This window comes from Actinomadura sp. WAC 06369 (assembly GCF_003947565.1).
In the GTDB taxonomy this organism is placed as follows: domain Bacteria; phylum Actinomycetota; class Actinomycetes; order Streptosporangiales; family Streptosporangiaceae; genus Spirillospora; species Spirillospora rifamycini.
The window spans coordinates 1-17,515 of record NZ_QHJN01000165.1; the positions used below are offsets into that span (position 1 = coordinate 1).

A 17,515-nucleotide genomic window follows, 5' to 3' on the forward strand; every position below is an offset into this window, starting at 1 on the left:
CACCACCCCTTCACCCTCACCGACGAACTCGACGGCACCACCTACACCTGGACCAAAACCAACTACGTCCACCTCGACCCCCGCACCCGCCCCGCCCACATCCTCACGCTGCGGCGGGACGGCGACGGGAGCGGCGTCCGGTCCGACGGCAGCATGCTCGGCGCGGACGGCACGGCCGTGCGGGCGTCGCGTCCCGTGTTCGGGGCCGCAACGGCGCGGGCCGGCGGGAGCTGAGCTCCCGCCGGCCCGTTCGTCCGGCCGCCGCCGTTCCGCTAGGCGGCGCGGCAGGCGGTGAACACCGAGCCGAGGCCCTCGCGGTCGATGATCTCGCGTAGTTTGGCCGGCTGCTCCAGGAGCGCCAGGCAGCCGCCTTCGGCGGCGACCCGCCAGCGGATGCCGAGCAGGATCGGCAGCGGGTCGCAGCGCAGCCCGAGCCGTGCGCTCATCCGCACGATGAGGTGCCGCAGGTCGCCCTCGACGAGCGAGGTCAGCGTCTCCCCGAGGCGCGGGACGGTGAGCTGGTCGAGCACGCCGGACAGGTGGACGACCGTGTGGTCGCCGTCCGGCGCGGCGGCCGTGGTGATGGTCAGCTCGGACGGCGCGGACGGCGCCGGGGTCAGCGCGGCGTCGGCCGGGTGCAGCGCGCGGATGGCGTCGAGGACGTCCGCGGTGTCGGCGGGTCCGGTGCGGCGGCCGGGCGGCGGCGCGGCCGTGGCCGACGCGACGTCGGGGAAGACCGGGACGAGGCGCCCCAGCCCGGTGGCGTCGAGCGCGCGCCGCACCGGTGCGGACGCGTCGGGGACCACGGCGCGCAGCTGGCAGCCGAGCAGCCGCGCCCGGGTCTCGGCCCGGGCCAGCAGGACCAGTCCGGCGGCGTCGAGGAGCACGGCGTCGCCGAAGTCGACGACGACTCCGGCGCCGCGCTCGGCCGTCCGGGACCCGGCGGCCGCAGGCCGCGCGGCGAGGGACAGGGCGCGGCTCACGCCCTCCCGGATCCCCGCGTAGTTCTGCCAGCTGATCTGCGCGGGGAGGCTCAGCACGGTGAAGCCTCGCCGGGTCTCGGTGCGCAGGCCCGGCACGATCGTGTCCTTCATGTCACATCCCGATCGGGGTTCGCGCGGCCGCGCGGGCCGGGGCGGGCGGAGCGGTCAGGTCGGTGCGCGTGCGCGGCGGCAGCGGCGGCGCGGGCGGTGTCGCGGCCACGCCCGGCGGCCGTTTCCCGGGAGCTTCGGAAACGGGCGACCCGTACCCCCGCTTCCCGTCCGGGTGCGGCGGGCGCGCGCCCCGCTCGACGCCCGTGAGCCGGGACGCCGCGAGGCGCTCGATGGTCCGTTCCTCGGGCCGCACCCCGATGTGCGTGCAGCAGCACCACAGGTCGTCCACGCAACGGCGCACGCGTTCCGCCGGAATACCGGCGAATCGGGCGCGCAGCCGGGTCACGAGGTCGTCGCGCGTCGGTACGACGTCATCGCGCGTCGGTACGACCGATGGCGACTTCTCCCAGCGCTCCACTGTCCCTCCGATCGCTTTGGACGAAACATTTGTTTCCGCCCGAACTGTCGTCAGCTGCCGCGCGGCATGTGCTGAGCTTGGAAATGACCTACCCCCGGCATGCGCCAGAAAAAGCCACGAACCTAAAAACCCGGACATGACACAACCGTCGCGCGGCAAGCATTCCGGGCCGTCCGCGCCAGTGTCACGGCCGTTCCGCACCGCCTTTTTGCCGCCTTTTTCCGCGCGCCCGCCCCGGACCGGGCGCGGGCGTCCCGGAGCGCCCCGGCCGCGCGGGCGGCCCGTAGATCGGCCGCGCCGCGGATCTACCGGCCGGGGACGCGGCGGTCCTCCCGGCACGCCGTGCGGCACGGCCCCGAAACACGGGGGACGGTCACGATGCGTACGCAGATTTTTACGGATGGTTGCCGTCCGGGAACGTCGCCCGAGCGGCGCGCGGGCATTGCTGATCTAGGTATCTCCAACACAGCGGGGTGGGTCATGCACGTTCGGCCACAGATCAGCAGCGGCGGCGCGTCCGGGCGGAGCGACGCTCCCGAGCCGCCGGACCGGACGCGCCGGGACGACCCGGCCCCCGCGTCGGGCTCCGCACCGGACCCGGCCGGCGGCGCCGCCGCGGGGGCGGGGCCCGGGCCGCTCACCGGCCCCTCCACCGGTCCCGTCCCCGACACGTTCGACGAGGACGCGCCCCGCGACCCGCACTGGTTCAAGACCGCGGTGTTCTACGAGGTGTCGGTGCGGGGGTTCGCCGACAGCAACAACGACGGCTACGGCGACCTGCGCGGCCTCATCTCCAAGCTCGACCACCTGCAGTGGCTCGGCATCGACTGCCTGTGGCTGCTGCCCATCTACCAGTCGCCCCTCAAGGACGGCGGTTACGACATCGCCGAGTACACGAAGATCCTCCCGGAGTTCGGTGAGCTCGGGGACTTCGTGGAGCTCGTGGAGGAGGCGCACGCGCGCGGGATCCGGGTCGTCGCCGACCTGGTCATGAACCACACGTCCGACCAGCACCCGTGGTTCCAGGCGTCCCGCACGGACCCGGACGGGCCGTTCGGCGACTTCTACGTGTGGAACGACGACGACGAGAAGTACCCGGACGCCCGCATCATCTTCGTCGACACCGAGCAGTCGAACTGGACCTACGACCCGGTGCGCGGCCAGTACTACTGGCACCGGTTCTTCTCACACCAGCCCGACCTGAACTACGACAACCCGGACGTCCAGGACGCGATGCTGGAGAACCTCCGCTTCTGGCTCGACCTCGGCATCGACGGCTTCCGCCTCGACGCCGTCCCCTACCTGTACGAGCGCGAGGGCACCAACTGCGAGAACCTTCCCGAGACGCACGCGTACCTCAAGCGCGTCCGGGCCGAGGTCGACCGGCTCTACCCCGACCGGGTCCTGCTCGCCGAGGCCAACCAGTGGCCGGGCGATGTCGTGGAGTACTTCGGCGACCCGGGCGTGGGCGGCGACGAGTGCCACATGGCGTTCCACTTCCCGGTGATGCCGCGGATCTTCATGGCGGTGCGCCGCGAGCAGCGCTACCCCATCTCGGAGATCATGGCGCAAACCCCCAAGATCCCCGAGAACTGCCAGTGGGGCATCTTCCTGCGCAACCACGACGAGCTGACGCTCGAGATGGTCACCGACGAAGAGCGCGACTACATGTACGCCGAATACGCCAAAGACCCGCGCATGAAAGCCAACATCGGCATCCGCCGCCGGCTCGCCCCGCTCCTGGACAACGACCGCGACCAGCTCGAACTGTTCACCGCGCTCCTGCTGTCGCTGCCCGGCTCACCCGTCCTGTACTACGGCGACGAGATCGGCATGGGCGACAACATCTGGCTCGGCGACCGCGACGCCGTCCGCACCCCGATGCAGTGGACGCCCGACCGCAACGCGGGGTTCTCCAAGTGCGATCCCGCGCGGCTGTACCTGCCGGTGATCATGGACCCGATCTACGGCTACCAGGCCGTCAACGTCGAGGCGTTCGCGGGCAATCCGGGCTCCCTGCTGCACTGGACGCGCAAGATGATCGAGATCCGGCAGCGGCACCCGGTGTTCGGCGTCGGCTCGTACGTCGAGCTGTCCGCGTCGAACCCGTCCGTCCTGGCGTACACCCGCGAGATCGGCAACGGGGACGCCAACCAGTGGGGCGGCATGGACACCGTCCTGTGCGTGAACAACCTGTCGCGCTTCCCGCAGCCGGTGGAGCTGGACCTCCGGCGGTTCCGGGGGTCGACGCCGATCGAGTGCATGGGCGGCGTGCGGTTCCCCGCGATCGGCGACCTGCCCTACCTGCTGACGCTGCCCGGCCACGGCTTCTACTGGTTCCTCCTCTCCCCGCCGCCCGACGAGACCGCACCCGGTGAAGAGGTGATGTGACCGTGGCGCCGCCCGACCGCTCGCTCGTCCGGCTCCTGGCGGAGTGGCTGCCCCGGCAGCGGTGGTTCGGCGGGAAGCACCGCCCGATCGACGGGCTGTCGATCGGCACCGCGACCGTGCTGCGGCCGGGCGACCCGGGCCTGCACCACCTCGTCCTCGACGTCGGGCAGGACGGCGCCACCGACCGGTACCAGCTCCTGCTCGGCGTCCGCCGCGTCCTGCCGGAACGGCTGCGGCCCGGCGAGATCGGGCGGCTCGCGGCGGCGGGCGGCGGCGTCGAGCACGTCTACGACGCGGCCCACGACCCCGAGCTGACCCGCCCGCTGCTCGCGCACATGGCGGCGGGCGACGCGCTCGGGCCCGTCCGGTTCCGGCACGCGCCCGGCGCCGCCATCCGCACCGACCTGGACGCGGCGCCCAGCCCGGCCGAGCAGAGCAACACCTCGCTGATCTTCGGGGACGCCTACATCTGCAAGCTGTTCCGCCGGCTGGCGCCGGGCGTGAACCCCGACCTGGAGATCAACCTCGCGCTGTCCCGGCAGGGCTGCGCGCACGTCCCGGCCGTCCACGGCTGGATGGAGCTCGACCCGGCCGCGGGCGGGGACGAGGGCGGCGAGCCGGTCACGCTGGCGCTGCTGTCGGAGTACCTGCGGACCGGGACCGACGGCTGGCAGCTCGCCCTCACCAGTGTCCGCGACTGGTTCGCGCAGCCCGACCCGCCCGCGCCGCCCGGCACCGGGCCCGGCGCGGCGCCCGCCCCGGCGGCGCGGGACGCCGGCGCCGCCGGGGGCGACTTCGCGGCGGAGGCGGAACGGCTCGGCGCGGCGACCGCGCAGGTGCACCGCGACCTCGCCGCCGCGTTCGGGGTGACCGAGGCCCCGCCGGACGAGCTGCGGGCCCGGGTCGCGGACATGAACGAGCAGCTCTCGCAGGTCAGCTCGGCCGTCCCGGACCTGCGCCCGTACACCGCGGCGATCCGCGAGGTGTTCGCGCGGTGCGCGGCGAACGCGCGGCCGCTGCCGTTCCAGCGCGTCCACGGCGACTACCACCTGGGGCAGGCGATGCGGACCGGCACCGGGTGGGTGCTGCTGGACTTCGAGGGCGAGCCCGCCCGGACGCCGCGGGAGCGGCGGGCGCTCGGCCACCCGCTGCGGGACGTCGCGGGGATGCTGCGCTCGTTCGAGTACGCGGCGCGGTACCTGCAGGCCGGGGACGGCGGCGACGCTCCCCCGGCGGCCGCCGCGGCCGTCGAGGAGCGGGCGCGGGCGTGGGCGGAGCGGAACCGGGCGGCGTTCTGCCGCGGGTACGCGGCGGCGGGCGGCCCCGACCCGGTGGCGCACGCCGGGCTGCTGCGGGCCCTGGAGCTGGACAAGGCCGTCTACGAGGTCCGCTACGAGGCGCGCAACCGCCCGTCCTGGCTGCCCGTCCCGCTCCGCACCCTGGAGCGGCTGGCGGGCTGACGGCCGGACGGCGGCGCGGTAGGAGTCGGCGGCGCGGTCAGAGGTCGATGGCGTAGTCAGAGGTCGATGGCGTAGTCGAGGACGACGCGGTCGGCAGGGAGCACGATGTCGCGGCACACCTCCATCACGCCGGGCCCCGACAGCAGCCGGCGGGTGATGGCGAGGACGGGCACGCCGCCGGTCAGCCGGAGCGTCTCGACCTCGTCGGGGGTCGGCATCCGCGACCGGACCGACTCCTCGACGCGCGTCGGCGGGTGCCCGAGGTAGGCGAGCTGCGCGAGCGTCCCGCCGGGCCACGGCTCCCGCGCGGGATCGGCGACCGGGGTGTCGCCGACCAGCGCCCACGGCAGGAAGTTCACCGAGATCTGCTGCGGTTCGTCCCGCGCGTAGAAGACGAACCGGCGGCGCAGCAGCTCCGTCCCGGGCGGCAGCTCGAACAGCGCGCCCAGTTCCGGGTCGGCGCGGACCCGGGTGAACTCCTTGTCGAGCCGGTACTCCTCCCAGGAGATCTTCTGGTCGCGGGTGAACGTCGTCTGCGGCGCGGCGTCCTGCTCGTCCGGGTCGGCGGACGGGCCGGCGGGCGGACCGGCGGGGGCGACGGGGGCGACGGCGCGGTACCGGTCCATGGCGACGCGGCGGACGGGCGGCCGGATCCGGACGACGGTGCCGCCGCCGCGGCGCGTCTCGACGAGGCCCTCGCCGCGCAGCACCCCGATGGCCTGCCGCGCGACGATCTCCGAGACGCCGTGCGCCCGCCGCAGCTGCGCCATGGTCGGCAGCCGCGATCCCGGCGGGAGGCTGCCGTCCCGGATCCCTTCTCGCAGCGTGTCGGCGATGCGCAGATAGGCGGGACGGTCCGGCACGGGCGTCCACCTCCCTTTCCTCGGCGCGCCCCGCCGCCGCACGGTCCGCGGCGCGGCGCTCCCTCCGGCGTTCGATCCGGCGTTCGATTCTCGGCGGCCCCTCCGGTCCCTTCCATCCCTGCTCGGCGCTATCCCCGGGGGCACGGTCCGCTTACGGACAGCTTGACACCTTCAAGGCTGAGTAAGACTTTTGTATACAGAAAGCCGCCTCGGGGAAAGGACGACCTTGATGGGCGACTTCGACGATCTGAAGACGGCCATCGAGACGGAGTTTCCGGGCTGGCAGGTCTGGCGCAGCGACGCGGGGCGCTGGTACGCGACGCGCAGCGGCGACCTCACCGACGCCCAACTGCAGGCGGGATATGCGATGACGGTGGCCGCGGACGACTCGGCGGGCCTGCGCGCGCTGCTGCGCGAGCAGACCGGAGAGGGGCGCGGCGACCGGTGACGCGGACGCGGGGACCGTCGCGGCCCGGCCCGTGCGCGGGGCCGGACCGGGCCGGGGCGGGACGGGACGACAGGTACTTGTGTCTCTGGAGTGACACCAAAGTGGAGCCCGGGGCGGAGGGGTCGATGTAGCCCCTGGGGCCATATGGACGTGACCGTACGGGCGGCGCCTTTCCGCGCGACCCCAAACAAAGAGTGGCGCCTCCCGTACGGTCGCAACTTTTCCGCTGAGAATCCCACCGGACGCCAAGAATTGTTCGGCGGCCCGAAGCGCCGCCCGTCCACCGCCGAGAGCGGCACAACCGTCACAAGACGGTGCATCCTCCCCGATCGCAACCCCCGCCCCCTGAACGGATCGCAATCTGTTGGAAAGGGGTCGGTCCGCTCATGTGAAACACGCCGATCTCGGGGCACTCATCCCTGTGGAAACGACGACCGGGGACGGGGACGAGGAGGCCATGACGCCATGGCGCGGGTGACGCACGCGGAGATCGACAGGCTCGTCGGCGGCGACCACCACGATCCGCACGGCGTCCTCGGGGCCCATCCCGGCCGCTCGGGCGTCACCGTCCGGGCGCTGCGGCCGCTCGCCGAACGGGTCGAGGTCGTCCTGCCGAACGGCGACCGGCACCCGCTCCGGCACGTCCACCAGGGCGTGTTCGCGGGCACCCTGCCGATCGGCTCGTCGCTGTCGGGCGACGACGAGGACGAGGCGCCGCTCGCGGTGCCCGACTACCGGCTCGCCGTCGCCTACGGCGACGGGGTCGAGAACGTCCAGGACGACCCGTACCGGCACCTGCCGACGCTCGGCGAGCTGGACCTGCACCTCATCAGCGAGGGCCGGCACGAGGAGCTGTGGCACGCCCTCGGCGCCCGCGTCCGCACCTACACGTCGGCGTTCGGCCAGGTCACCGGCACCGCGTTCGCGGTGTGGGCGCCGACCGCGCGCGGCGTCCGGGTCGTCGGCGACTTCAACCACTGGGACGGGCGCGCCCACCCCATGCGGTCGCTGGGCTCCACCGGCGTCTGGGAGCTGTTCGTCCCGGGCGTCGGCGACGGGACGTGCTACAAGTTCGAGATCCTCGGCGCCGACGGGCACTGGCGCACGAAGGCCGACCCGATGGCGCGCTTCACCGAGCGCCCGCCGGCGACCGCGTCCCGCGTGTTCACGTCGTCCTACGAGTGGGGCGACGCCGAGTGGATGGACGCCCGCAAGCAGCACGACTGGCTGCACGAGCCCATGAGCGTGTACGAGGTCCACCTCGGCTCGTGGCGTCCCGGCCTCGGCTACCGGGAGCTGGCAGAGGAACTCACCGCGTACGTCAAGGACATGGGGTTCACGCACGTCGAACTCCTGCCCGTCACCGAACATCCCTACGGGCCGTCCTGGGGCTACCAGGTGACGTCCTATTACGCCCCCACGTCCCGTTTCGGGGACCCGGACGACTTCCGGCACCTCGTCGACCGGCTGCACCAGGCGGGCATCGGCGTCCTCATGGACTGGGTTCCCGCCCACTTCCCCAAGGACGAGTGGGCCCTCGCCCGGTTCGACGGCACCGCCCTGTACGAGCACGACGACCCGGCGCGCGGCGAGCACCCCGACTGGGGGACGCTCGTGTTCAACTACGGCCGCGCCGAGGTCCGCAACTTCCTCGTCGCGAACGCGTCGTACTGGCTGGAGGAGTTCCACATCGACGGGCTCCGCGTGGACGCCGTCGCGTCGATGCTTTACCTGGACTACTCCCGCGAAGAGGGCGGCTGGACCCCGAACGTGTACGGCGGGCGCGAGAACCTGGAGGCCATCTCCTTCCTCCAGGAGATGAACGCCACGGTCTACAAGCGCAACCCCGGGATCATCACGGTCGCCGAGGAGTCGACCGCCTGGCCCGGCGTGTCCCGCCCCACCCACCTGGGCGGCCTCGGGTTCGGCTTCAAGTGGAACATGGGGTGGATGCACGACACGCTGGAGTACCTGCGCCACGAACCGGTGTTCCGGCACTACCACCACAACGAGATCACGTTCTCGCTCATGTACGCGTTCTCGGAGAACTACGTCCTGCCGCTGTCGCACGACGAGGTCGTCCACGGGAAGGGCTCGCTGCTCAGCAAGATGCCCGGCGACACGTGGCAGAAGTTCGCCGGGCTGCGCGCGCTCCTGGCCTACATGTGGTCGCACCCCGGCAAGCAGCTCCTGTTCATGGGGCAGGAGTTCGGGCAGGGCGCCGAATGGGCCGAGGAGCGCCCCCTGGACTGGTGGCTGCTGGAGAACGCCGCCGAGGGCGCGAACCACCTCGGCCTGCAGAAGCTCGTCCGCGACCTCAACCTCGCCTACCGCGGGGAACCCGCGCTGTGGACCCGCGACAGCGACCACGAGGGGTTCCGCTGGATCGACGGGAACGACGCGGGCGGCAACTCGCTCTCCTACCTGCGGTACGGGACGGCGCCCGAGGCCGGCACGCCGGGCGGTGCGGCGGGCGGTGCGGCGGGCGCGGCCGAACCGCCGGTCGTCGCCTGCGTGGTCAACTTCTCCGGGAACCCGCACGAGGACTACCGGCTCGGGCTCCCCCGCACCGGCGGCTGGCGCGAGATCCTCAACACCGACGTGTACGAGTACGGCGGCAGCGGCGTCGGCAACCTCGGCCGCATCGAGGCCGTCGCCGAGCCCTGCCACGGGCTGCCCGCGTCGGCCGTCCTGCGCGTCCCGCCGCTCGGCGCCGTCTGGTTCGCGCCCGAATAGCCCGGCCGCCCGTCGGCGCCGCTCAATAGAGTTGCCCCATGAGCGCCGACCGCCAGCACCTCCACCTCGTCCCGAACCGGTTCACCGTGGGGCACCTGCCGCACGCGACGTTCCCCGAGGACGACGAGTGGATCGCGCTCGTCCGCGCGCCGGAGGGCCTCACCGTCGTCCGCGAGGCGTCCCCGTACGGCGACGCGCAGCGCTGGGTCGGATTCTACGGCGACCCGGGGGACGGCCTCGACGTCCCCGGCGTGCTCGCCGCGATCACCGGCCCGCTCGCCGGCGCCGGCGTCCCGGTGTTCGTCGCCTCCACCTACCACGCCGACCTCGTCCTCGTGCCCGAGCACTCCCAGAAGTCCGCCGCCGACGCGCTCCGCGCCGCCGGGCACCGCGTCGACGACGCGTAACATCCTGTAACGCCCTGTAACGAGTCGTAACGGCCGGTCAGACCCGGTCGAGGAGCCAGCGGGGGCCGGTGACGGCCGCGCCCGCCGCCGCGCAGCGGGCCCGCAGCTCCCGGTCGGCCGTCACCACCAGGTGCACGGTGCCGGGCGCGGGATCCGCCACGAGGTCCACGATGTGGTCGTCGCCGCTGCCGGGCGCCGCCGTGACCCGCACGCCGTCCACCGGCTCGTCCGCGACGCCCCGCGCCTGCCCCTCCACGACCAGGACGACCTCCGGGAAGCAGCGGTCGAACGGCACGAGCCCGTCCGGCACGCCCGTCACTCCCCCGTCCAGCGCCTTCAGGTCGTCCCGCAGGCGGGCGTTCGCCCCCGCCCGGTCCTTCCACCACCCGAAGTGCTCGCCCCGACCAACCGACCCCGACCGACCTCCCATCCGCGCGCCCACCACGTTCGCCGCGTCCACCACGAGGACGAGGCGGCGCATGGCGTCCTTCAGGCGCGGCCACGACCGGGCGAACGGCTCGAACAGCTTGTGCGACGTGACGTCCTCGACCCGTACCCAGCGGGCGCCGCGCGTCTCGGCCGACGCGGCCCGCACCGCGGCCCGCTCGGGCAGCTCGCCGATCACCGAGGTGAAGAACCAGCCGCCGTGGTCCTCGACGCTGGTGCCGTGGACGGTCACGGCCCCGGTGTCGAGCGTGCACTCCTCGGCCGTCTCGCGCAGCGCGCCCGTCACGGCGTCCTCGTGGCTGTGCAGGGCGCCGCCGAACATGCCCCAGGTGCCGCCGCCGAGCCCCCACCACGCGCGCTGCTGCAGCAGCGTCCATACCTGGCCGTCCGGATCCCGGTGGTAGGCGAGCAGCCCCGCCGCGCCGAACCGTCCCCAGTGGCGGTGCCCCTGCGCGCAGTCGGCCCACCCGTCGCCGTCACCCATGCAGCCGACCATATCCGCTGCTCGGGCGCTCGCGAGGGCAAGTACCGTGGTGAGGTCCGCCCGGCGTCCCGCCGGTCCCGCACGAGGAGAGAGATGCCGCCTGCCCCGCTCCAACCCGACGACCCCCGCACCGTCGGGCGGTTCCGCCTGACCGGGCGGCTCGGCGAGGGCGGCCAGGGCGTCGTCTTCATCGGCGAGGGCCCCGCGGGCGAGCGCGTCGCCGTCAAGATGCTCAAGACCACCGACGCGTCGGCCCGCGCGCGCTTCGCCCGCGAGATGGCGGCGGCCCAGCAGGTCGCGCCGTTCTGCACGGCCGCCGTCCTGGACGCCTCCGCGGACGCGGCCGTCCCGTACGTCGTCAGCGAGTACATCGACGGCCCCTCCCTGCAGGACCGCGTGCTGGAGCAGGGCCCGCTGCGGGAGGGCGAGCTGCAGCGGCTCGCCGTGAACACGGCCAGCGCCCTCGCCGCGATCCACGGCGCGGGGATCGTCCACCGCGACCTCAAGCCCGCGAACGTCCTGCTCGGCCCGGACGGCCCCCGCGTCGTCGACTTCGGGATCGCCCGCGCCATCGACGCCGAGACCCACACCCAGCTCGTCGGGACGCCCGCGTACTTCGCCCCCGAATGGCTGGAGGGGCACCCGCCGACCGACCGGTCGGACGTCTTCGCGTGGGCGGGCACGATCGTGTACGCGGCCACGGGGCGCCCGCCGTTCGGCCCCGCCGACAGCATTCCCGCCGTCATGCACCGCATCGCGAACGGCGAACCGGACCTCGACGGGGTGCCGTCCGGGCTGGCGCCGCTGCTCACCGAGTGCCTCGCGAAGGACCCGTCCCGCCGCCCCACCGCGCGCGACCTGATGGTGCGGCTCGTCGACCCGTCCGCCCAGCACGGCCCCGCACCCTTCCCCCCGCCGCCGGCGGGGGCCGCACCGGCCGAACCGGCCGAACCGGCCGGACCGGCCGGACCGGCCGCGGAGGCCCCGCGGCGCCGCGGGGGCGCCCGCGTCGCCGTCCCGGCCGTCGTCGCCGCGCTGGCGCTGCTCGCGGGCGGCTGGTTCGCCTTCGACGCGCTCACCGACGGCGCTGGCGGCGCCCCGCCCGCCGCGTCGTCCTCCTCCGGCGTCCCCGAAACGCCCGTGCAGCGCCCGTCCAGCCCGTCGCCGAGCCCGTCCGAGTCGTCCGACGGGCCGCTGCCCGCCGGGTTCGCGGGCACCTGGACCGGCACGGTCACCCAGACCGGCGGCATCACCATCGGGGACGCGAGCACCCAGGTCACGATCGAACTCGACGACGACGGCGAGGGCACCGCCGACTACACCGGGTGGGGCTGCCGGATGTCGATGTCCCTCACCGAGTCGGGTCGGTCCCGCGCCGAGTTCCGGGAGCACGTCGAGGACGGCACCGGCATCACCGGCTTCTGCATGGGCGGCGAGGTCACGCTGGAGCGCGTCTCCGGCGGCCTGCGGTACCGCGCGTCCGGCACCGGCGACGTCGAGGGCCTGCTCCGCGCCGGGTGACCCGTGATGAACGGCACAGTGCCGCACCCCGCGCCCCCGAATACCATTCGGACGGATGTGCGAGTCGATCAGGGAGCAGCGTTGAGCGTCGAAGCGGGACCGCAGGAGCATGCCGACATGTGGAACACGCTGTCGGGCGCCGAGCTGATCCGCGCGCTCGCCGACGGCCGGTTCCCCGAGATCTCCGACGTCAACGCCCACATCGGCCAGGTCATCACGGGCGCCGAACCGGGCCGGGTCGACATCTCCTGGACGCCCGGCGAGCACCTGTGCAACCCCGGCGGCACCGTCCACGGCGGCTACATCGCCATGATCATGGACAACGCGGTCTGCCTCGCGGGCTCCAGCACGTGCGAGCACTTCATGCCGATGCTCACCCTGAACCTGAACGTCGACTACCTGCGCGCCGTCCACGCGGGCCGCCCCTACACGGTCACCGGCACCTGCGTCCACCCGGGCGGCACCCGCATGGTCGCGAACGCCCTCATCTCCGACGCCTCCGGCCGCCCCGTCGCCCAGGCGTCCGCCAGCGTCCTCCCCAACCGGGCCTTCGCCCGCTGACCCGTTCCCGAGACCCCGCCCCGCGAGGCCCCGGTCGCAGGGGGTCGCCCCCCTGGACGACACAGCACATAGGCTGAACGCATGGTGGATCCCGGCACGGTCGTCAACGTCATCAAGCAGGCACGCGAGCGGCGGACGGCGCCGCTGATCCTCGAGCTGGACCTCACCGAGGGGGTCGTGGAGACCGCGCCCGCCGACCCGATCTCGGCGCTCATGTCGATGCGCCGCACGCACCTGCGGGACGTCCTGGACGGGCTGCGCCGCGCCCGGACGGACGCGCGGGTGCGCGCGCTGGTGGTGAAGGTGTCCGGCGAGATGCGGATGGCGCTCGCGCAGGAGCTGCGGGAGTCGGTGCGGGCGCTGCGGGACGCGGGCAAGCACACGGTCGCGTGGGCCGAGACGTTCGGGGAGGGCGGGCGCGGCAACGTGCCGTACTACCTGGCCAGCGCGTTCGACGAGGTGTACCTGCAGCCGACGGGCGACGTGGGGCTGACGGGCGTGGCGCTGGAGGAGCCGTTCCTCGCGGGGGCGTTCGAGAAGGCCGGGATCCGGCCGCTGTTCGCGGCGCGGCACGAGTACAAGACCATGGCGAACACGTTCATGGAGAAGGCGTACACGCCCGAGCACGAGGAGTCGTCGCGGCGGCTGGTGGCGTCGTTCGGGGAGCAGCTCGCGGCCGGGATCGCCGAGTCGCGGGGCCTGCCGGTGGAGCGGGTGCGGGAGCTGGTCGACCGCGGCCCGCTGCTGGCCGACGAGGCGCTGGAGGAGGGGCTCGTCGACCGGCTCGGGTACCGCGACGAGGTGTACGCGGCGCTCCGGGAGCGGTTCGGGGACGAGGCGCAGCTCCGGTTCGTCTCCCGCTACAGCCGGACGCAGGGGCTCGCGAAGAAGCTGCCGCAGCCGGGCCGCGCGGACGTCGTGGCGCTGATCAACGGCCAGGGGCCGATCCGGCTCGGCCGCAGCGGGCGCGGGGGGCCGCTGCCGAACTCGGGTCCGGCGATGGGCTCGGACACGGTCGGGGCCGCGTTCCGCGCGGCGGTGAAGGACGAGCGGGTCAAGGCGATCGTGTTCCGGGTGAACAGCCCGGGCGGATCGGCGGTGGCGTCGGACGCCATCTGGCGGGAGGTCGCGCTGGCCCGGAAGGCCGGCAAGCCGGTGGTCGTCTCGATGGGCGACGTGGCGGCGTCGGGCGGCTACTACGTGGCGATGGGCGCCGACGTGATCCTCGCGCAGCCCGGGACGATCACCGGGTCGATCGGCGTCGTGGTGGGCAAGGCCGTGGTCAGCGACCTGCTCGACCGGATCGGCGTCGGGATGGGGACGGTCGCGGACGGCGACCACGCCCGGATGTTCAGCTCCACGAAGGAGTTCAGCGAGTCGGAGTGGGAGCGGATCAACGCGTCCCTCGACCGGATCTACGACGACTTCACGGCGAAGGTCGCGCAGGGCCGCGGGCTGTCCCGCGACCGGGTGCACGAGCTGGCGCGGGGCCGGGTCTGGACGGGCGCGGACGCCCGCGAGGGCGGCCTCGTGGACGAGCTGGGCGGCCTGGAGGCGGCGCTCGAACTGGCGCGGAAGAAGGGCGGGCTGCCCGCGGACGCGCCGGTCCGGTCGTACCCGCACGCGTCGCCGCTGGAGCGGCTCAAGCCGCCGGAGTCGAGCGAGGACCGCACCGCCGCGTCCGCGCGGTTCGACGGCTGGGGGTCGCTGGGCGGGCTCGCGGCGCGGCTGGGGCTGCCGTCGGCCGGGCCGCTGACGCTCCCCGGCTCCTGGGAGATCCGCTGACGTGGCGGCCGGCACGGACTTCGTCGACGCCGTCGCCGGGTTCGCCACGGGCGTGGTGGTGCTGACGGTCCGCGACGGCCGCGACGACCACGGGACGACGGTGACGTCGTTCATGTCGGTGTCGCTGGAGCCGCCGATGGTGCTGGCGGGGGTGTCCTCGTCGTCGTACCTGGCGGAGGTGCTGGGGCGCCGCGACCGGTGGGCCGCGACGGTCCTGTCGTCCGGGCAGCGGGCGCTCGCCGGGCGGTTCGCGGCGGCGGGCCGTCCGGGCGCGCGGATCCTGCTGGCGGGCGAGCCGCACCACCGCGGGCCGGTGTCGGACGCGCTGGTCCCGGAGAACGGGCTCGCGGCGCTGGAGTGCGAGAACCGGCAGACGATCGTGGCGGGCGACCACACGCTGTTCGTCGCGGAGGTCCTGGCGGCCGACTACATCGCGCGGGAGCGCAAGCCGCTGATCCGGGTCAACCGCCGCTACCTGGGGCAGTGACCCGCGCGCCCTTCTTCCAGACCGCTCTGGTAAGGGGGACGCCGGGGCGGTAGGCGAGGTGGATGTGCGAGGGGGCGTCCAGGACGTGGACGTCCGCGCGCGCGCCGGGCGCGAGGCGTCCGACGTCGGTGCGGCGGAGCGCCCGCGCGCCCCCCGCGGTGGCGGCCCGGACGGCCTCGGCCGGGGTCATCCGCATGTCGCGGACGGCGACGGCGACGCAGAACGCCATGCTCGAGCTGTAGCAGGAGCCGGGGTTGCAGTCGGACGCGAGCGCGACCGCGGCGCCCGCGTCCAGGAGGCGGCGCGCGTCCGGGTAGGGCTGCCGGGTGGAGAACTCGACGCCCGGCAGGAGCGTCGCGACGGTGCGGGACGAGGCGAGCGCGTCCACGTCGGCGTCCGACAGGAACGTGCAGTGGTCGGCGGACGCGGCGTCCAGCTCGACGGCGAGGCGGACGGCCGGGCCCTCGGTGAGCTGGTTCGCGTGCAGGCGCGGCGCCAGCCCCGCCTCGATCCCGGCTTCGAGGATCTCGCGGGCCTGGTCGGCGTCGAACGCGCCGCGCTCGCAGAACACGTCGATCCAGCGGGCGTGCGGGGCGCACGCGGCGAGCATGTCGGTCGCGGCGAGCCGGGTGTAGGACGCGGCGTCCGTGCCGTCCGGGACGATGTGGGCGCCCAGGTACGTGACCTCGTCGGCGTGCTCGGCGGCGATCCGCACCGCCCGTTCCTCCTGCTCGACCGTGAGCCCGTACCCGGACTTGCACTCGACGGTCGTGGTGCCCTGCCGGGCCATCTCGGCCACGAGCCGCCGGACGGTCGCGCGCAGCTCGTCGTCGGACGCGGCGCGGGTGCGGGCGACCGTGGTGCGGATGCCGCCCGCCGCGTAGGGCTCGCCGCTCATCCGGGCGGCGAACTCCTCGGCGCGCTCCCCCGCGAACACCAGGTGGGCGTGCGAGTCGACGAATCCGGGCAGGACGGCGCGTCCCCCGGCGTCGTACCGCTCGTCGGCGTCCGGGGCGCCGGCGGCGGGGCCCGTCCACGCGACCGTGCCGCCGTGGAGGACGAGCGCGGCGTCGCGGACGATGCCGAGGGGGCCCTCGCCGGCCGCGGGGTCGTTCGTGACGAGTTCCCCGATGCCGGTGATCAGGGTGCTGCGCTCGTCGGGTCCGGTCATGCGGGCTCCTCCCGGGTGGCGGTGCCGATCGCGGCGGCCAGCGCGCCGGGCACGTCGCCGATCAGCAGGTGGCGGCCGTCGCGGACGACCGGGCGGCCGGAGACGACGACGTGCCGGACGTCGGCGGCGGTCGCGGCGAACACGGCCGCCTCGGCGGCGTGCTCCCGCCCCGCCCCGGCCGTCCGGACCGAGCCGAGGTCGACGGTGACGAGGTCGGCGTACGCGCCGGGTTCGAGGCGGCCCGCCTCCGGCCAGCCGAGCGCGTAGTGCCCGTGCCGGGTGGCGGCGGTCAGCAGCTCCCCGGCCGTCCAGTGGCCGCGCCGCCGGGTGCGCAGCCGCTCGTCCAGCTCGACGGCGCGGGCCTCCTCGAACAGGTCGACGACGGCGTGCTGGTCGGAGCCGAGGCAGAGCGGGGCGCCCGCCTCGGCCAGGTCGCGGGCGGGGCCGATGCCGTCGGCGAGGTCGCGTTCGGTGGTCGGGCACATGCACACGCCGGTCGCGGTGGTGCCGAGCAGGGCGATGTCGTCGCCGGTCAGGTGGGTCGCGTGCACGGCCGTCGCGAACGCGCCGAGCGCCCCCGCCTCGGCGAGCAGCCGCGCCGGCGTCGTCCCGTACGCCTCCCGGCAGGCGTCGTTCTCGGCGGGCTGCTCGGACAGGTGGACGTGCAGCGGCGCGCGCCGCTCCCGCGCCCAGGCCGCGACGGCGCCGAGCTGCTCGCGGGGCACGGCGCGGACGGAGTGGATCGCGGCGCCGACGCGGGCGTGCCCGGGGCCCGCCTTGTGGACGGCGTCGTGGAGGGCGCCGGCGCGGCGGGCCCAGTTCCCGGCGGTGCCGTCGCCGAAGCGGAGTTGGGTGCCGGTGAGGGGCCGCCCGATGCCGCCGGCGAGGTAGCAGGCGTCCAGCAGGGTGATGCGGATGCCGGCGTCGGCGGCGGCGGCGATCAGCGCCTCGCCCATCGCGTTCGGGTCGTCGTAGGGGTCGCCGCCGGGGCGGTGGTGCAGGTAGTGGAACTCGCCGACGCAGCTGATCCCGGCGAGGGCCATCTCGGCGAACGCGGCGGCGGCGAGGGCCCGGTAGGAGCCGGGGTCGAGCCGGTCGGCGACCCGGTACATCTGCTCCCGCCACGTCCAGAAGGTCCCGCGGTGCTTCTGGACGCGGGAGCGGAGGGCGCGGTGGAAGGCGTGGGAGTGGGCGTCGGCGAGGCCGGGGAGGGTCAGGCCGGGGAGGCGGGCGGCGCCCGGC

General features: G+C 74.4%; 16 protein-coding genes. 10 read left to right on the plus strand and 6 right to left on the minus strand.

Annotation, left to right across the window (positions count from 1 at the left end; all coding sequences use genetic code 11):
- A partial coding sequence (locus DMH08_RS32060) for a hypothetical protein (protein ID WP_158642424.1) occupies positions 1 to 234 on the plus strand: 234 nt, incomplete at its 5' end.
- Between the two features lie 38 nt (positions 235 to 272).
- Here DMH08_RS32060 and DMH08_RS32065 read toward each other — a convergent pair.
- The gene (locus tag DMH08_RS32065; protein ID WP_125619721.1) at positions 273 to 1,094 is read right to left on the minus strand and encodes an STAS domain-containing protein; all 822 of its coding nucleotides are present in this window, start codon (positions 1,092 to 1,094) and stop codon (positions 273 to 275) included.
- Between the two features lies 1 nt (position 1,095).
- Complete coding sequence (locus tag DMH08_RS32070) at positions 1,096 to 1,383, minus strand: hypothetical protein (RefSeq protein WP_026404763.1); 288 nt, start codon at positions 1,381 to 1,383, stop codon at positions 1,096 to 1,098.
- 609 nt (positions 1,384 to 1,992) lie between these two features.
- Between DMH08_RS32070 and treS the strand changes: the two genes are divergently transcribed.
- Both treS and DMH08_RS32080 read left to right on the plus strand, forming a co-directional pair.
- Entirely contained in the window at positions 1,993 to 3,903 is a 1,911-nt protein-coding gene (treS, locus tag DMH08_RS32075) for a maltose alpha-D-glucosyltransferase (protein ID WP_125619723.1), read from the plus strand.
- Positions 3,900 to 5,363 carry a maltokinase N-terminal cap-like domain-containing protein gene (locus tag DMH08_RS32080; protein ID WP_325052961.1) on the plus strand — a complete coding sequence of 488 codons (1,464 nt, stop codon included), beginning with the start codon at positions 3,900 to 3,902 and terminating at the stop codon, positions 5,361 to 5,363. Before treS ends, DMH08_RS32080 begins: the two co-directional genes overlap by 4 nt.
- A gap of 56 nt (positions 5,364 to 5,419) precedes the next feature.
- Here the strand turns inward: DMH08_RS32080 and DMH08_RS32085 are convergent, their stop codons facing one another.
- Positions 5,420 to 6,226, minus strand: coding sequence for a GntR family transcriptional regulator (locus tag DMH08_RS32085; protein ID WP_125619727.1), 807 nt, complete (start codon positions 6,224 to 6,226; stop codon positions 5,420 to 5,422).
- 229 nt (positions 6,227 to 6,455) lie between these two features.
- Between DMH08_RS32085 and DMH08_RS32090 the strand changes: the two genes are divergently transcribed.
- The 3 genes from DMH08_RS32090 to DMH08_RS32100 all read left to right on the plus strand — a co-directional run bounded on the left by DMH08_RS32090 (position 6,456) and on the right by DMH08_RS32100 (position 9,817).
- A complete protein-coding gene (locus DMH08_RS32090) occupies positions 6,456 to 6,674 on the plus strand; it encodes a hypothetical protein (protein ID WP_026401079.1) in 219 nt (72 codons plus the stop codon).
- 465 nt (positions 6,675 to 7,139) lie between these two features.
- Complete coding sequence (glgB, locus tag DMH08_RS32095) at positions 7,140 to 9,410, plus strand: 1,4-alpha-glucan branching protein GlgB (RefSeq protein ID WP_125619729.1); 2,271 nt, start codon at positions 7,140 to 7,142, stop codon at positions 9,408 to 9,410.
- A gap of 38 nt (positions 9,411 to 9,448) precedes the next feature.
- Positions 9,449 to 9,817, plus strand: coding sequence for an ACT domain-containing protein (locus DMH08_RS32100; protein WP_125619731.1), 369 nt, complete (start codon positions 9,449 to 9,451; stop codon positions 9,815 to 9,817).
- 37 nt (positions 9,818 to 9,854) lie between these two features.
- Here the strand turns inward: DMH08_RS32100 and DMH08_RS32105 are convergent, their stop codons facing one another.
- On the minus strand, positions 9,855 to 10,748 hold the full coding sequence (locus DMH08_RS32105) for an NUDIX domain-containing protein (RefSeq protein WP_125619732.1): 894 nt from the start codon (positions 10,746 to 10,748) through the stop codon (positions 9,855 to 9,857).
- A 93-nt stretch (positions 10,749 to 10,841) separates the two neighbouring features.
- Between DMH08_RS32105 and DMH08_RS32110 the strand changes: the two genes are divergently transcribed.
- The 4 genes from DMH08_RS32110 to DMH08_RS32125 all read left to right on the plus strand — a co-directional run bounded on the left by DMH08_RS32110 (position 10,842) and on the right by DMH08_RS32125 (position 15,102).
- Entirely contained in the window at positions 10,842 to 12,269 is a 1,428-nt protein-coding gene (locus DMH08_RS32110; RefSeq protein ID WP_125619735.1) for a serine/threonine-protein kinase, read from the plus strand.
- Between the two features lie 81 nt (positions 12,270 to 12,350).
- Entirely contained in the window at positions 12,351 to 12,830 is a 480-nt protein-coding gene (locus tag DMH08_RS32115) for a PaaI family thioesterase (RefSeq protein WP_026401083.1), read from the plus strand.
- An 81-nt stretch (positions 12,831 to 12,911) separates the two neighbouring features.
- The gene (gene sppA / locus DMH08_RS32120) at positions 12,912 to 14,615 is read left to right on the plus strand and encodes a signal peptide peptidase SppA (protein ID WP_125619739.1); all 1,704 of its coding nucleotides are present in this window, start codon (positions 12,912 to 12,914) and stop codon (positions 14,613 to 14,615) included.
- A gap of 1 nt (position 14,616) precedes the next feature.
- Entirely contained in the window at positions 14,617 to 15,102 is a 486-nt protein-coding gene (locus tag DMH08_RS32125) for a flavin reductase family protein (RefSeq protein ID WP_026401085.1), read from the plus strand.
- Here the strand turns inward: DMH08_RS32125 and hutI are convergent.
- A complete protein-coding gene (gene hutI / locus DMH08_RS32130; RefSeq protein ID WP_125619741.1) occupies positions 15,077 to 16,273 on the minus strand; it encodes an imidazolonepropionase in 1,197 nt (398 codons plus the stop codon). The two genes, DMH08_RS32125 and hutI, sit on opposite strands and share 26 nt — an antisense overlap.
- A partial coding sequence (locus DMH08_RS32135; RefSeq protein WP_125619743.1) for a formimidoylglutamate deiminase occupies positions 16,270 to 17,515 on the minus strand: 1,246 nt, incomplete at its 5' end. The genes hutI and DMH08_RS32135, both read right to left, overlap by 4 nt.

Bases quoted from the DNA above. Each gene is read 5' to 3' on its own strand.
- DMH08_RS32110 (WP_125619735.1), top strand. From the start codon at position 10,842: ATGCCGCCTGCCCCGCTCCAACCCGACGACCCCCGCACCGTCGGGCGG.
- glgB (WP_125619729.1), top strand. From the start codon at position 7,140: ATGGCGCGGGTGACGCACGCGGAGATCGACAGGCTCGTCGGCGGCGAC.
- DMH08_RS32065 (WP_125619721.1), bottom strand. From the start codon at position 1,094: ATGAAGGACACGATCGTGCCGGGCCTGCGCACCGAGACCCGGCGAGGC.
- DMH08_RS32090 (WP_026401079.1), top strand. From the start codon at position 6,456: ATGGGCGACTTCGACGATCTGAAGACGGCCATCGAGACGGAGTTTCCG.
- DMH08_RS32105 (WP_125619732.1), bottom strand. From the start codon at position 10,748: ATGGGTGACGGCGACGGGTGGGCCGACTGCGCGCAGGGGCACCGCCAC.
- hutI (WP_125619741.1), bottom strand. From the start codon at position 16,273: ATGACCGGACCCGACGAGCGCAGCACCCTGATCACCGGCATCGGGGAA.
- treS (WP_125619723.1), top strand. From the start codon at position 1,993: ATGCACGTTCGGCCACAGATCAGCAGCGGCGGCGCGTCCGGGCGGAGC.
- DMH08_RS32100 (WP_125619731.1), top strand. From the start codon at position 9,449: ATGAGCGCCGACCGCCAGCACCTCCACCTCGTCCCGAACCGGTTCACC.
- sppA (WP_125619739.1), top strand. From the start codon at position 12,912: ATGGTGGATCCCGGCACGGTCGTCAACGTCATCAAGCAGGCACGCGAG.